Annotated in this window: 10 protein-coding genes; 5 read left to right on the top strand and 5 right to left on the bottom strand. The window is 66.8% G+C overall.

The annotated features are described in order from the left end of the window. Nucleotides 1-2: 2 nt before the first annotated feature. Complete coding sequence (locus F8S13_05325) at nucleotides 3-944, bottom strand: AEC family transporter (protein KAB8144302.1); 942 nt, start codon at nucleotides 942-944, stop codon at nucleotides 3-5. Nucleotides 945-1,446: 502 nt separating this feature from the next. Here F8S13_05325 and F8S13_05330 point away from each other — a divergent pair. From F8S13_05330 to F8S13_05340, 3 genes are all read left to right on the top strand, one after another. After that, nucleotides 1,447-2,487, top strand: a complete 1,041-nt coding sequence (locus F8S13_05330) for a LacI family transcriptional regulator (protein ID KAB8144303.1) — start codon at nucleotides 1,447-1,449, stop codon at nucleotides 2,485-2,487. Between the two features lie 67 nt (nucleotides 2,488-2,554). Beyond that, nucleotides 2,555-3,685, top strand: a complete 1,131-nt coding sequence (locus F8S13_05335; GenBank protein KAB8144304.1) for a Gfo/Idh/MocA family oxidoreductase — start codon at nucleotides 2,555-2,557, stop codon at nucleotides 3,683-3,685. Nucleotides 3,686-3,711: 26 nt separating this feature from the next. Continuing rightward, nucleotides 3,712-4,530, top strand: a complete 819-nt coding sequence (locus tag F8S13_05340) for a sugar phosphate isomerase/epimerase (protein ID KAB8144305.1) — start codon at nucleotides 3,712-3,714, stop codon at nucleotides 4,528-4,530. Nucleotides 4,531-4,687: 157 nt separating this feature from the next. On the opposite strand, the gene F8S13_05345 is transcribed toward F8S13_05340, so the two are convergent. Continuing rightward, nucleotides 4,688-4,978, bottom strand: coding sequence for a hypothetical protein (locus F8S13_05345; GenBank protein ID KAB8144670.1), 291 nt, complete (start codon nucleotides 4,976-4,978; stop codon nucleotides 4,688-4,690). Between the two features lie 64 nt (nucleotides 4,979-5,042). On the opposite strand from F8S13_05345, the gene F8S13_05350 reads away from it, so the two are divergent. After that, a complete protein-coding gene (locus F8S13_05350) occupies nucleotides 5,043-5,903 on the top strand; it encodes a sugar phosphate isomerase/epimerase (protein ID KAB8144306.1) in 861 nt (286 codons plus the stop codon). A 210-nt stretch (nucleotides 5,904-6,113) separates the two neighbouring features. Here the strand turns inward: F8S13_05350 and F8S13_05355 are convergent, their stop codons facing one another. From F8S13_05355 to F8S13_05365, 3 genes are all read right to left on the bottom strand, one after another. Beyond that, nucleotides 6,114-6,632 (bottom strand): hypothetical protein, encoded by a 519-nt coding sequence (locus tag F8S13_05355; protein ID KAB8144307.1) that lies wholly within the window; start codon nucleotides 6,630-6,632, stop codon nucleotides 6,114-6,116. 103 nt (nucleotides 6,633-6,735) lie between these two features. Then, a complete protein-coding gene (locus F8S13_05360; GenBank protein KAB8144308.1) occupies nucleotides 6,736-8,514 on the bottom strand; it encodes a PAS domain-containing protein in 1,779 nt (592 codons plus the stop codon). 56 nt (nucleotides 8,515-8,570) lie between these two features. Beyond that, the gene (locus F8S13_05365) at nucleotides 8,571-9,917 is read right to left on the bottom strand and encodes a sensor domain-containing diguanylate cyclase (protein KAB8144309.1); all 1,347 of its coding nucleotides are present in this window, start codon (nucleotides 9,915-9,917) and stop codon (nucleotides 8,571-8,573) included. Between the two features lie 1,779 nt (nucleotides 9,918-11,696). On the opposite strand from F8S13_05365, the gene F8S13_05370 reads away from it, so the two are divergent. Then, complete coding sequence (locus F8S13_05370) at nucleotides 11,697-13,988, top strand: AAA family ATPase (protein ID KAB8144310.1); 2,292 nt, start codon at nucleotides 11,697-11,699, stop codon at nucleotides 13,986-13,988. Nucleotides 13,989-14,147: the final 159 nt, after the last annotated feature.

Raw genomic sequence — 14,147 nt, forward strand, 5'->3', positions numbered from 1 at the left:
TTCTACTGCATCATCGTGATGATCACGGCCAGCGTCAGCAGGCTGCCCAGCGACGAGGCAACCACCGCGCTAACCACAAATGGCGGGTGGATGTTGAACTCCAGGGCGATCAAGGTCATATTCACGGCGGTGGGCATGGCGGCCTGAAGCACGCCTACGCGCATGTCGAGGCCCTGCATGCCCAGCGCCAGCGCCAGCCCCGCTGCCACCAGCGGCGAGACCACCAGGCGCATCGCCACGGCCAGGGCGGTGAGGCGGGGCTGCTCGAACGAGGCGGCGCGCTGGGCCAACTGCATGCCCAGCACCAGCAGCATCAGCGGCAGCGCAGCATCGGCCATCAGGTCGACGCCATGGTAGAGGCCGCCGAGCGCGCCGCCCGCCTGGGCCATGCGCAGCCCGCTGGCCCGCACCAGCAGCGCCAGGGCCACCGCGTAGATCTGCGGCATGCGCAGCACGCGCAGCACCACGGTGCGCGCGTGGTCGCGGGCGCTGGCCGCCGCGCTCGCGCCCGCCGCCGCCACGCCGATGCCGATGGTCTGCGACAGAATGCTCTGCGGCAGGAAGAACAGCACGGCCCGCTCGAAGCCAGCCTCGCCAAACGCGAAGTGGGCCAGCGGCAGGCCGAAGTTGCCGGTATTCATGAACAGGCAGGCCAGCAGCAGCGCGCTCAGCTGCCCGCCGCGCAGGCCCAGGCCACGCCCGCAGGCCATGGTGATCAGGCCCAGGCACACCATCAGCGCGCACGAGAGCGCCACCATGCGCAGCGCGTCGCCCCCGCTCACCTGCGCATCCACCAGCGAGGTGAACACCAGCGCGGGGTTCAGCACATACATGGTGATGCGGTTGAGCGTGAGCAGGTCGATCGGCATCTGCTGGCGCAGCAGGTACCCGGCGGCGACCACCACGATGATCGGCAGCAGCACGGTGGCCAGGACGCCCAGCATGGTCATCTCCAGTAAATCGTTTTACCAGGGTAGCATACGCAAAAAGCTAGGCCATGTCAATCGAACCCGCCGTGATTTTTACGCGCTGCTGGCCATGTCGGAAAAGTCCACATCGCGGGAACTGTTTACCACAAAGTTTCTAACCACCAAGACTCCAAGACTCCAAGGTTTGGAAGGGAATAGGATTCGCATTATTTTGCTTGTTTTCTGATCCCTGATCCCTTTTTCCCCATCCTTCGTGTCTTGGTGGTAGAAATCCTCTTTCGTCCCCTTGGTGTCTTGGCGTCTTGGTAGTAAAACGGTTCTCTCTACCCCGATCTCCGATCCCTTCGTGGTATTCGTCCGCTGTTGTCCCCTTGGTGTCTTGGAGTCTTGGTGGTAAACCGGTTCTCTTCTCACTTCGCGTCTTCGTGTCTTCGTGGTAAATCGTCCCCCATGTTGACAAATCAGGCCATGGTCGCTAGTATTGGTAAAACGCTTCACCTAGCGGAGAGCAGCCACGATGAGCAAGCGCGCCACCATCACCGACATCGCCAAAGCCGCCAAGGTCTCGGTCGGCACCGTCTCGCATGTGCTGAACGGCAACACCCAGCGCGTGGGGGCCGAAACCCGCGAGCGCGTGCTGGCCGTGATGCGCGCGCTCGACTACCGCCCCAGCGCCATCGCCCGCAGCATGGCGCGGCGGCGCACCGCCACCATCGGCCTGGTGGTCAGCGACATCGTGAACTCGGTGCACGCCGAGGTGATGCAGGGCGTGGAGGAGGCGGCCAGCGCCGCCGGGTTCCAGATCATCCTCACCAGCGCGCCCACCATCGAGGCCGAGCAGCAGGCCATCCAGACCATGCGCGCCCAGCAGGTGGCCGGCTGCATCTTCCTGCTCTACTCGCAGCCCCACCCCAGCCCGCACCTCAGCCAGCTGCGCGAGGACGGCATGCCCCTGGTGGTGATCAACCGCCACCTGCGCGACCGCGCGATCAGCCAGGTGCTGCTAGATGACCACGGCGCAGGCGTGACCGCCACCGAGCACCTGCTGGGCCTGGGCCACACCCGCATCGCCACGCTGGCCGGGCCGCTGGGCGGCCCCGAGGCCCCGCGCAGCGCCACCGAGCGCCACGCGGGCTGGCTCCAGGCCCTGGCCGAGCGCGGCATCCGCCCGCCGCCCGAGTGGGTGATCGACGGCGGCTACAGCGCGGCCCAGAGCTACCAGGCCGTGCGCCAGTTCCTGGCCCGCCCCTGGGCCGAGGGCCAGCGCCCCACCGCGCTGTTCGCCAGCAACTTCACCATGGCCACCGCCGCGCTCAAGGCCCTGCACGAGGCGGGCGCGCGCATCCCCGCCGATCTGGCGATCGTGAGCGTGGACGACCCGCCCCAGGCCGCCTACACCTACCCCGCGCTCACCAGCCTCTCGCTGCCGGTGGCCGAGGCGGGCCGCATCGCCGCCCGCACGCTGCTGGGCTGGGTGGCGGGCGGCGAGCAGCCCTGCGCCCAGCACATCACGCTGGGCTTCACCCTGCACGTGCGCGAGTCGTGCGGCGGTGCCTAGCAAAAAACTGTCGGTATCGCGCACACACACGTGTTGAAATACGGAATTGCAAAGGAGCAAAGAGCCTATGACCACCGACTACGGAGAGCTACTTCGCTATGTGATCGTCGGCGGGGCGGGCGGCATCGCCCAGACCCACATCCAGGCCCTGGCGCAGACCCCCGGCGCGCAGATCGTGGCGATCAGCGACCTAGACGAGCAGAAGGGCAGCGAGCGGGCCGCCCAGCTCGGCTGCGCCTTCTTCCGCGACCACCAGCCTATGCTGGCCGAGTTCCGCCCCGACGTGGCCGTGATCTGCACGCCCCACCCCTCGCACGCGGCCATCGCCATCGACTGCCTGCGGGCGGGCGCGCACGTGCTGGCCGAGAAGCCCATGGCGGTGGAGCCAGCCGAGGGCGACGCGATGGTGGCCGCCGCCCGCGCGGCGGGCAAGATCCTGGCGGTCAACTTCCAGCAGCGCTTCCGGCCCCAGATCGAGTTCATGAAGCGATTCATCGAGGGCGGCGAGCTGGGCGAGCTGGTGCGCGTGCTGATGGTCGCACCGTGGTTCCGCACGGCCACCTACTACCGCTCGGCGGGCTGGCGCGGCACCTGGAAGGGCGAGGGCGGCGGCGTGCTGCTGAACCAAGCCCCCCACAACCTCGACCTGCTGTGCCACCTGGCGGGCATGCCTACCAAGGTCTGGGGCATCGCCAGCACCCGCGCCCACGCCATCGAGTGCGAGGACACCGCCCAGGCTATGCTGGAATTTGCCAACGGCGCGCCCGGCTACCTCTACGGCAGCACGGTGGAGACCGGCAAAGAGATCCTGCAGATCTTCGGCGACAAGGCCAGCCTAGAGCTGAGCGGCGACGGCGTGAGCGTGACGCGCTACGAGCAGCCGCAGAGCGTGTTCCGCGCCAGCTCGCCCGAGCTGTGGGCCGCGCCTCAGGCCACCACCGAGCACTTCAGCCTCAGCCCAGGGCAGGGCGCGCAGGCCATCCCGGCGGGCGGCCATGGCGACCATGTGGCTGTGCACCACGACCTGCGCCGCGCCATCCTCACCGGCAGCGCGCCGCGCGCCGATGGCCAGCAGGCCATGATGTCGCTGGAGCTGGCCAACGCCATCATCCTCTCTAGCCACACCGAGCGCGCCATCCGCCTGCCGGTCGACCGCGACGAGTACCACCAGCTGCTCACGCAGCTTCGCAGCGCCTAGCGAACCGCATAGAAAGGAAGGGCACCATGGCAGATCATCGGTTCACCATCAGCGCCTTTGGCGATGAGATCGACGCCGACCTAGAGACCCAGCTGCGCGTGCTGGCCTCGGAGGACATCCGGGCCATCGAGCTGCGCAGCGCCTGGGGCATCAACGTGCTGGACCTGACCGCCGACCAGCTGCGGGAGTCGCGCGCGCTGCTCGACCGCCACGGCTTCGCGGTCTCGGCGGTGGGCAGCCCGATCGGCAAGTCGCCGATCGCGCAGGATGCGGCCTTCGAGCTGGGGCGGCTGGAGCAGGCCATCCGCGCCTGCGACGCGCTAGGCACGCGCAACATCCGCGTGTTCTCGTACTATGTGGATGAGGCCGACCCCGCCGCCAGCCGCGACGAGGTGGTGGCGCGCATGGGCGCGCTGGCCGCCCGCGCCGCCGCCGAGGGCGTGACGCTGTTCCACGAGAACGAGAAGGGCATCTTCGGCGACATCCCCGCGCGCTGCCGCGACATCCTGGCCAGCGTGGGGTCGCCCGCGCTGCGGATGGCCTTCGACCCGGCCAACTTCGTGCAGTGCGGCGTGCGCCCCATGACCGAGGGCTGGGACGCGCTGGCCGAGTTCACCACCCACATCCACATCAAAGATGCCAAGCTCGACACGGGCTACGTGACCCCGGCGGGCGAGGGCGACGGCGAGCTGCCCCAGCTGCTGGCCACCCTGCGCGAGCGCGGCTACCAGGGCTACCTGACGCTGGAGCCGCACCTGCAGTTCGCTGGCCCCTCCGGCGGCTTCAGCGGCGAGGAGGGCATGCGCGTGGCGGCGCGGGCGCTGCGCGGGCTGCTGGCACGTTAAACGTTCACCACGAAGACGCGAAGGCGTGAAGGGGAACCGTTTTACCACCAAGACTCCAAGGCTCCAAGATTTGGAGAGACAGGGCATTGGTGTGTTCAGCGGGCGGTGGGCGGGCATTATGTCCGGCCAACAGCGAACCCAATGATCGCAGCGCCAATCAACGATGTAGGGGCGGATCTTGTGTCCGCCCACATCGCCCGCATCGCATGCTGCGATGTGGGCGATGTGCCAACAACGAGCGCAAGCCTTCATCCAACGTGCGCAAGCCTTCATCCAACGTGCGCAAGCCTTCATCCAACGTGCGCAAGCCTTCATCCAACGTGCGCAAGCCTTCATCCAACGTGCGCAAGCCTTCATCCAACGTGCACAAGCCTTCATCCAACGTGCACAAGCCTTCATCCAACGTGCACAAGCCTTCATCCAACGCCCGCACGTCTTCATCCAACACTTTATAACGAGCAATCGAGGGTAGGCGCGATATCTCGCCTGCCGAATAGAACCGAGGCACACCTATGAGATACGCCATCTTCACCGTGAGCCTGCCGGACTACACGCCCGAGCAGGGGGCCACCGCCCTAGCCGAGGCCGGGTACGACGGCATCGAGTGGCGCGTGATCGACCAGGCCCCGGCGGAGCAGCCGGGCTTCTGGGCGGGCAACCGCTGCACCTGGCCGCTGGCCACGCTGGTGGAGGATGCGCCGCGCATCCGCCAGATCGCCGAGGGCGCGGGGCTGGCCATGCCCAGCCTGGGCACCTACGCCTCGTGCGCCCAGCCCGAGGCGGTGGACCTGGCCATGCGCGGCGCGGCGGCGCTGGGGGTCGGGCAGCTGCGCATCAACGTGCCCGCCTTCGACCCGAAGGAGAGCTACGTCAAACAGCGCGACCGCGCCCAGGCCCAGTACCGCGAGGTGGCCGCCATGGCGCGGCGCTACGGGCTGCGCGCCCTGATCGAGATCCACATGGGCAACCTGGTGCCCAGCGCCAGCGCCGCCGCCCTGTTCCTGGCCCCCTTCGACCCGCGAGAGGTCGGCGTCATCCACGACGCGGGCAACATGGTCTACGAGGGCTACGAGCACTACCGGCTGGGGCTGGAGCAGCTGGGGCCGCACCTGGCCCACGTCCACCTGAAGAATGCGGCGTGGCGGCAGGTGGGTCGGCGCGCCGACGGCAGCGCCGAGTGGCAGCCGGGCTGGGCGGGCATCACCAGCGGCGCGGTGGATTTCGCGGCGCTGCTGCGGGCGCTGCGGCAGGTGGGCTACGACGGCTGGCTCTCGTTCGAGGACTTCTCGACCGAGCAGCCGCTGGCCGAGCGCGTGCGCGGCAACCTGGCCTACATCCGCGCCCTGGCCGAGCGCGTGGCGGCAGAGGGGTAGCGATTCTTCACCGCGAAGACGCGAAGACACGAAGGCCGGAGAGAGAACAATAGACCACCAAGGCTCCAAGGTGGGGAACGTTCACCACAAAGGCGCGAGGACGCGAAGGGGGAGCAGAGGAAAAAAGAATGATTCGCGCCCTACCACAAAAGGTGTTCGAATGCCGCACTTTCTAGGGTAGAGCGCATAGGCTCAAGGGATAGGTAGAGCCTAGCGCTCCGCCACAAACCGCTGCGCGGTGTCTCTATCGAACGCGCGGCCCGCGCTGGCGGGGAACTGGAGCAGCCGCTGCTCCTCCTCGCCCAGCGGGCGGCCCACCCACACATGGGCGCTGCGCGCGCCCGCGCTCTGGGCCAGATCGATGTACGACAGCAGATCCAGATCCGTCAGGTCATCCAGCGCGGCGCGCAGCGGGTGGATGATGATATGCGGCTTCAGCAGCTGCAGCCTGGGCCGCTGGAGGTGCGCGATACAGTAGCGCAGCAAAGCAGCAGCGGCGGGGGTATTGCTCACCGGCATGCGCGGGTGGGCGAAGGGCGTGCATATGCGCAGCGATGGGCTGAGCGCCACAGCCTGCGCCGCAGACTCGCCCACGGCCACCACGGTGTTCTCGGCGCTCAGGGCCAGCGCAGCCCGCTCGGTGTGCACCTGCCCGCTGTGCGACGCGCGCACCGAGATAGTATCGGCGTCGAACCACACGTAGAGGATATTTCGTTTAAAAAGGATCATCGCAGCCCCCAGCAAGCGAGCACCGCCGCTATTCTACCACCCGCCGCGCCCCACAAAAAAGGGGCGAGAGGCTCGAACCTCCCGCCCAAGAATAATCGCCAGACTACCTCAGGCCGCCGCGCCCCAGCGCCATGGCAATACCGCTCTGCAGCGAGCTGTGGGTGACAATCCCGCCCAGGTTCACGCCGAGGCCGATCAGAGTCTGGGCCACCTCGGGGCGGATGCCGGTGAGCAACACCTGCGCGCCCAGCAGCTTCACCGCCTGCGCCGCGCTGATAAACACGTTGGCCACCTGGGTATCCACCACGCTCACGCCGGTGATGTCCAGGATGGCGGTGCGTGCGCGGGTCTCAGAGATGCCGTGCAGCAGCGTGTCCATCACCTGCTGGGCGCGCTTGCTGTCCACCGTGCCGATCAGCGGCATCACCACCACGTGCTCGCTCAGCGGGATGAGCGGGGTCGACAGCTCGGCCAGCGCCGCCGCCTGGGCGCGGATGATCTCCTCCTGCACGGTGGCCTGGCGCAGCGCCTCCTCGGCATACTTGCGCTCGGTGATGTCCTCGAACGAGATGCACACGCGCTGCCCGGCCAGCGCAAACACCCGCAGCGAGAAGAACGACGCGCCATAGGGCACATCGCCCAGGTCGCACATGCCGCCGTTGATCGCGATGTCGGCGTAGGTGGCCAGCAGGCTGGGGGTGGCCAGCGCGGGGAACATGTCGGCGATGCGCTCGCCCAGGCGGGCCGGGGCATCCACGCCAGTGTACATGCGCGCGGCGGCGTTGGCGGCGATCAGGCGCAGCGAGGCCGGGCTGGCCGGCTCATCCAGCTGGCACACCAGCATGGCCACCAGCATATTCGAGACCGTCTGCTCGTAGATCTGCGCGGCGTCCTCGGCCAGCTTGCGCTGGGTCACATCGCGGCACAGCACCACGCCGCCGCGCGGCACGCCCTTCTCCAGCAGCGGTCGCCCGCTCATGGCCAGCCAGCGGCCCTGGGGGGCCAGCTGGTTGCGCAGGATCAGCTCCACATTGTCGGTCGGCTCGCCGCGGATGGCGCGGGCCAGCGGCATGGCATCGGGGGGGCATGGGGTTAGGCCATCGGGCAGCAGCAGGCCCGCATCCTCGGATGTGCGGGCCACGAACAGGCCGCCCTGATCGCCAAACATGGCCGCCGCCGCCGGGTTGATCAGCAGGATGTGGCCCTCGTCGTCGGCCACCACGGCGGCGTCGCTCATACTGTCGAGGATGAGCTGCAGCAGGCTGGCGTGGCGCTGGGTGGCCTCCTCGGCCAGGTGCTGCACGGTGATGTCCTCGGCGTTGGCGTAGATCGCCTGCACGGCGGGGTCGAACGAGGCGTGCCAGCGCAGCATCTTGTAGCTGCCGTTGGCGCAGCGGCAGCGGTTCACCAGCTGCACCTGGGGCAGCTCGCCTTCTAGCAGCTGCTGGAAGCCCGCCATGGCGGGCGCGAGATCGTCGGGGTGCAGCAGGTCGGCCAGCGACATGGCGCGGATGGCATCCAGCGGGTAGCCGAGCGTGTCCTGCCAGCGCGGGTTCAGGTGCTTGAACACGCCCTCGGTGTTCACCACGCACAGCAGCGCCAGCGAGTGGGTGAAGAAGGGCGCGAAATAGTCGCCTATGGCCTTCAGATCGGCGAGCTGCTGCTCAAGGTCGATAATATGCGAACGCAGCGCCTCGCCATATGCCGAGTCAAAAGGGATGCGCTGATCTTCTTGATCGTCACCACGCGGTGCCTCAGGATCTTCGCTACGCAGTGTCATGGTCGTTCCCGTCGCCGTAGGGCGCTTGCATATGCTCTTGGAATACGACCATTGTAGCGATACGACGCCCCCTACTACCACCGTGCAACGTTGAAACAACATGACAATTTCAACACAGCCTGCGGCGCGCTACTACCGCCGGGCATAGTCTCGCTGGCTCAGGGGTAGTCGGCCAGCACCCACTGGTCGCGCCCGCGCTGCTTGGCGGCGTAGAGCGCCGCGTCGGCGCTGGCCAGCACGGCGGTGGTGGTGTCGCCGTGCTGGGGGTAGAGCGCGATGCCCACCGAGGCCGTGATGCTGCGGATGGGCAGCTCGCCGCACTCGGCCACCTGGGCGATGGCGGTGCGCAGCTGCTCGGCGCGGGCGGCCAGCACCGGCGCGCTCACGTCGGGCAGGATGACCACAAACTCCTCGCCGCCGTAGCGGCAGACCACGTCGCTCCGGCGGCTCGAATCCTTGAGGGCGCGGGCCACCAGCCGCAGCGCGTCATCGCCGACCAGATGCCCGTAGGTATCATTGATGCGCTTGAAGTAGTCGATGTCGATCAGCAGCACGCCCACCGAGCTATGCTGCTGCGCGGCGTGGCCGATCTCGCTAGAGAAGAACAGCTCCATCGAGCGCCGGTTGCACAGGCCGGTCAGCGGATCGTGCATCGCCTGCTCGCGCAGCGAGGTGCGCATGGCCAGGTTGGCCACGGCGAAGGCCGCCTGATCGGCCAGGGCCTGCACCAGCCAGGCGGTGGCCTGCTCCAGCGGGTCGTCGGGGGCGGCGGGCGTGGCCTCGGGCAGGTGCAGCACCAGCGCGCCCCACACGTCGGCCTGCGAGCGCAGCGGCACGCGCAGCCAGCCCTTGGGCTGCGGCGGGGCCAGCGCCGTCGGCGCGCTGGTGTAGGCCAGCGCGCCGCGCAGCCCGCCCGGCGCGGCGTGCATGCCCCAGGCCACCAGCAGCTGCGGCTCGGCCCCTGGCGTGTCGGCCACATAGATCGCGCCCGCATCCACTGGCAGCAGGTCGCAGGCCATGCGCCGCGTGATCGCGCCGATCTCCTCCAGCGTCTGAGCCGCCTGGAACAGCTCGCTCAGCTCGTTCATCGAGCGCATCTGCTCGGTGCGCAGCTCCAGGGCGCGCACGGTGGCGGCCAGCTGCGCGTTCTCCTGCTGGAGCTTCGCCTCGGCCTGCCGCCAGTGGCTCAGGCTCAGGCCCAGGGTGGCGGCGCGGGGAACTAGGCGCGAGGAGAACAGGATGTAGGCCATCGGCGGCAGGAGCATCATGGTATCCCAGAGCAGGCGCGCGGCGGCTGAACCATCATCCGATAGACAGAGCATCATACCCGACAGCGCATCGGCCAGCTGCCGAAAGGCATAGGCGACAATCAGGGTGCCTGCGATCATACACTGCCAGTATGTCTGGTGCGCCCGATCGCGCCACACGGCGGCGATCAGGCCCATCCCCAACGCACCGGTCAAGATCGCCGTCAGGCAATCCATTGTGGTGAGAATAGCCTCCATGAATTGGTGCTCCTCGCGCACAGCAGTTGCGACAGTATTGTATCTAGGATTGTAGGTAGTAGCGCCAGAAAGATACGTGCGAAAACGATGCAGGAGGCGTACAGAATGGCAACAAGTGGATATAATCGGGGGCGTCTGTTAGGTAAACCTGTTCAGGAGCAGGGCGGCGCGTGGTGCTAGACCGACCGGCCCAGCGTAGTCAGTGGCGGTAGTTCTGGCATGGTGGGTGGATGCCCTGCGTGGGCGGCACCTGGGGCATGCTCCTGTGAACCCCACGAGGGGGCTTCGCCCTCACATGGTGTCGCTTTTGGGGATATTTCCGCGTTATTTGGGGTCATCCCGACCGTAGGCAATGCTTGCAGCATTGCCTACGGTCGGGATGACCCGGCTGCGGCTTCGATACGGATGGTGGTTCTTCATCGGTGGTGCATGCCCTGTGCGCTCCGCGCCCTAGAAACCCCGCCGGGGGCGTAGCCCCTCAATAGGTGTCACTTTATCGGGTGTTCCGAGGCCGTTTTAGCGAAACGGCCGTTTGGCTTGGGTGGGCGTTCGTGGAATAGTGGGTATTCTTGGATGGTGGTGGATGCCCTGTGCGGGCGGCACCACGGGCTCCGCGCCCTTGGAACCCCACCACGGGCTCCGCGCCCTTGGAACCCCAATTTGTAGTATTCCTCTGCCGAAATCAAGCAGCTCATGTTCGTGCATAGGGCCAGCAAAACATCACCGGCACCTTCGCCGCATGGGAAAGGAGGGCTGGTATGCCGCGATCATGGGTTAGCGCGAATGAGGTGTAGGGAGCGCTTTTAGAAGATGTGATCCTTTGTGTATGGTCTGGCACGCCAGCTTGTTCGCTTTGTCGCATTCAGAAGCCTCGCCTACAAAAGTGACACCATGTGAGGGGCATCGCCCTCACATGGTGTCATTTTCTCGCATAGGGCATTCGGATGCGGCAAATGACAAAAGATGGAGTACCAAGCCATGCACGGCACGCCAGATTGGGAAACCTTACCCACCCGGCCCATGCGGCGAAGGTGCCGCTCACGCAAACTGGCCATATGCACGAACACCAGCCGCCAGGAAAACAGCATAGGAACGACTCAAATTGGAGGTTTCGAAGGGGGTGACACCCCCTCGCGGGATTCCTAGGGGCTGGCCCCTAGGCGCTGCCCGCGCAGGGCATCCACCCACTGAACACATACGGCTGCCATCGCTTATAGAAAAAAGCCCAGCGCCGATGGAAAAAGAGACACCATGTGGGGTTGTAATCCTCACATGGTGTCTCTTTATTCAGGTGTTCCAAGGCATGTTCGATGAAGTGGCCCGCTACCGTTAATTCGGTCAGGGTGCACCTTCGTCGCTAGCAGTTATTTTTGGCTGGTGGTGCATGCCCTGTGCGGGCGGCACCACGGGCTCCGCGCCCTTGGATCCCCGCGAGGGTCAATACCCCCCGGCACCCCAATTTGGAGCACTCCTATACTGAAATCAGGCATCTGATGTTAGCGCATAGGGCCATCAAAACATCGGCAGCACCTTCGCCGCATGGGATGGGGGGGATAGTGACTCTTGATCCCCATTCCCATTCCCCTACACCCTTCGCGTCCTCGCGTCCTCATAGTTCTTCGCCCACTTTTGTTCCTTAGGCCCTTGGTGGTACACGGCTCTCGGATCTAATCTCGCGCCGTCGTGCCTTGGTGGTAAAAAATGCAGCCCTGTGCTTGACACAGCCCTAGGTGGCCGCTACTATACACACAGTTGTTCGACATGATAAAGGAAACACCCATGAGCTCAGCGTTGCTGCACGGCCTGAACCCCGCCCAGCGCACCGCGGTGGAGGCGACCGATGGGCCAGTGCTGGTGCTCGCAGGGCCGGGCAGCGGCAAGACTCGCGTCCTCACCCACCGCATCGCCTACCTGATCGAAGCGTGCGGCATCGACCCGCTCAACCTCCTCTCCGTCACCTTCACCAACAAGGCCGCCCGCGAGATGCGCGAGCGGCTCGACGCGCTGCTGGGCGGTGGCCGCGCCGCCGACCTGACGGTGGGCACCTTCCACAGCATCTGCGTGCGCTTCCTGCGCCGCGACATCGGCCACCTGGGCCGCGCGCGCGACTTCGCGATCTACGACAGCGACGACCAGCAGCGCCTGATGAAGCAGGTGCTGCGCGAGCTGAATATCGACGAGAAAAAGTTCTCGCCGCGCGCCATCCTCTCGGCCATCTCGGGCGCGAAGAACGAGTATATCGACGAGCAGGCCTTCGCGGCCAGCGCCCGCAGCTACAACGAGCAGATCGCGGCGCGCTGCTTCACCCAGTACCAGCGCAAGCTGCTGGAGGCCAACGCCTTCGACTTCGACGACCTGCTGGTGCAGACCGTTCGCCTGTTCGAGGAGCACCCCGACGTGCTGGCCAAGTACCACCAGCGCTACAGCCACATCCTGGCCGACGAGTACCAGGACACCAACAAGGTGCAGTACATGCTGCTCAAGCAGCTCTCGGCGCTGCGCCACAACCTGTTCGTGGTGGGCGACGAGGACCAGAGCATCTACGCCTTCCGCGGGGCCGACATCCGTAACATCCAGTCGTTTGAGGACGACTACCCCAGCGCCCAGGTGGTGCTGCTGGAGCAGAACTACCGCAGCACCCAGGCCATTCTGGATGTGGCCCAGGCCGTGATCAACCGCAGCCCCAAGCGCCTGCGCGACAAGCACCTGTGGACCCAGAACGGCGAGGGCACGGTGGTCTCCATCCAAGAGGGCTACGACCAGGATGAGGAGGCCCAGCTGGTGGGCAGCGAGGCCGCACGCCTGGTGGCCAGCGGCACCTACGCGCCCGGCAGCATGGCGGTGCTCTACCGCACCAACGCCCAGTCGCGCGCGGTCGAGGAGGCACTGATCGCCCAGGGGCTGCGCTATGTGATCGTGGGCGGCACGCGGTTCTACGAGCGCAAGGAGGTGAAGGACGCACTGGCCTACCTGCGCGTGTCCTACAACCCCTTCGACAGCGTGAGCCTGGCCCGCATCATCAACTGGCCCGCGCGCGGCATCGGCCAGCGCTCCGAGGACGACCTGGTGCGCTGGGCGGCCCAGCTGGGCGTGCCGCTCTACGAGGCGCTGCGCTATCTGGCCGAGCTGGAGCAGCCCGGCCACATGCCCGACCCGAGCGTGGCCCCTGCGCCCTTCGCCGCCCGCATCAAGGGCCTGCTGCTCGACTTCCTGGGCCTGATCGAGGAGCTGATCGCCGCCCGCCACCAGCAGAGCCTGCCCGACATGCTGGCCTTCATGCTGCAGCGCGTGGGCTTCGAGCAGGCGCTGCTGCGCGAGTATGGCGAGGAGGAGGGCGCAGACCGCTGGAACAACGTGCTTGAGCTGCAGAGCGTGGCCAAGAACTACGAGAACATGCCGATCGAGGCCCAGCTGGCCACCTTCCTAGAGGAGGTCGCGCTGGTCTCCGATATCGACGACGTGAAGGAGGACCGCGACGCGATCACCTGCATCACGCTGCACCAGGCCAAGGGCCTGGAGTTCCCCGTGGTGTTCCTGATAGGCCTGGAAGAGGGGCTGCTGCCCCACTCGCGCTCGCTGGATGACCGCAGCGCGCTCGAGGAGGAGCGCCGCCTGTTCTACGTGGGCGCGACGCGGGCCAAGCAGCATCTCTACCTCTACTACGCCTTCAAGCGCACCACCTACGGGCGCACCAACATCGCCCAGCCCTCGCGCTTTTTGGCCGACATCCCCAAGGACAAGGTGCGCCAGCTGCCCAAGCGCAGCTTCGCCGAGGCCCAGCAGTCGTCCATGTTCACCCAGCGCAGCGGCCTGGGCGCGGGCAGCACCGCGCGGGCGGCGCGCACCCGCCTGACGGCGGCCAGCCAGCAGCGCCAGCCCCCGCCCAAGCCGCAGGGGCCGACCGTGGCGGCGTTCTTCGCCGGGCAGAAGGTGCGCCACGCCACCTTTGGCGATGGCGTGGTGGTTAGCTCGAAGCTGGTGGAGGGCGATGAGGAGGTGACGGTGGCCTTCGACGGCAAGGGCGTGAAGCGGCTGCTGGCCAGCTTCGCCCGCCTAGAATCGATGGGGTAGCGGCGGTGTAGCTCTCGTATGCGGTTTCCATACTAGCCCAACGATCCGCACAAGGAGGCCAGGGACGATGACCGCCATCGCAAAGGTCGCGCTGATCACAGGAGCGAACAGGGGCATCGGCTTCGAGATCGCCCGCCAGCTGGCCATCGACACCCTGCG

The sequence above is a fragment of the Chloroflexia bacterium SDU3-3 genome (genome assembly GCA_009268125.1).
Classification (GTDB): domain Bacteria; phylum Chloroflexota; class Chloroflexia; order Chloroflexales; family Roseiflexaceae; genus SDU3-3.

Excerpts from the sequence above, each read along its gene's own strand:
- F8S13_05335 (KAB8144304.1), top strand. The coding sequence starts at position 2,555 with ATGACCACCGACTACGGAGAGCTACTTCGCTATGTGATCGTCGGCGGG.
- F8S13_05350 (KAB8144306.1), top strand. The coding sequence starts at position 5,043 with ATGAGATACGCCATCTTCACCGTGAGCCTGCCGGACTACACGCCCGAG.
- F8S13_05360 (KAB8144308.1), bottom strand. The coding sequence starts at position 8,514 with ATGTTGTTTCAACGTTGCACGGTGGTAGTAGGGGGCGTCGTATCGCTA.
- F8S13_05355 (KAB8144307.1), bottom strand. The coding sequence starts at position 6,632 with ATGATCCTTTTTAAACGAAATATCCTCTACGTGTGGTTCGACGCCGAT.
- F8S13_05370 (KAB8144310.1), top strand. The coding sequence starts at position 11,697 with ATGAGCTCAGCGTTGCTGCACGGCCTGAACCCCGCCCAGCGCACCGCG.
- F8S13_05340 (KAB8144305.1), top strand. The coding sequence starts at position 3,712 with ATGGCAGATCATCGGTTCACCATCAGCGCCTTTGGCGATGAGATCGAC.
- F8S13_05365 (KAB8144309.1), bottom strand. The coding sequence starts at position 9,917 with ATGGAGGCTATTCTCACCACAATGGATTGCCTGACGGCGATCTTGACC.
- F8S13_05325 (KAB8144302.1), bottom strand. The coding sequence starts at position 944 with ATGCTGGGCGTCCTGGCCACCGTGCTGCTGCCGATCATCGTGGTGGTC.
- F8S13_05330 (KAB8144303.1), top strand. The coding sequence starts at position 1,447 with ATGAGCAAGCGCGCCACCATCACCGACATCGCCAAAGCCGCCAAGGTC.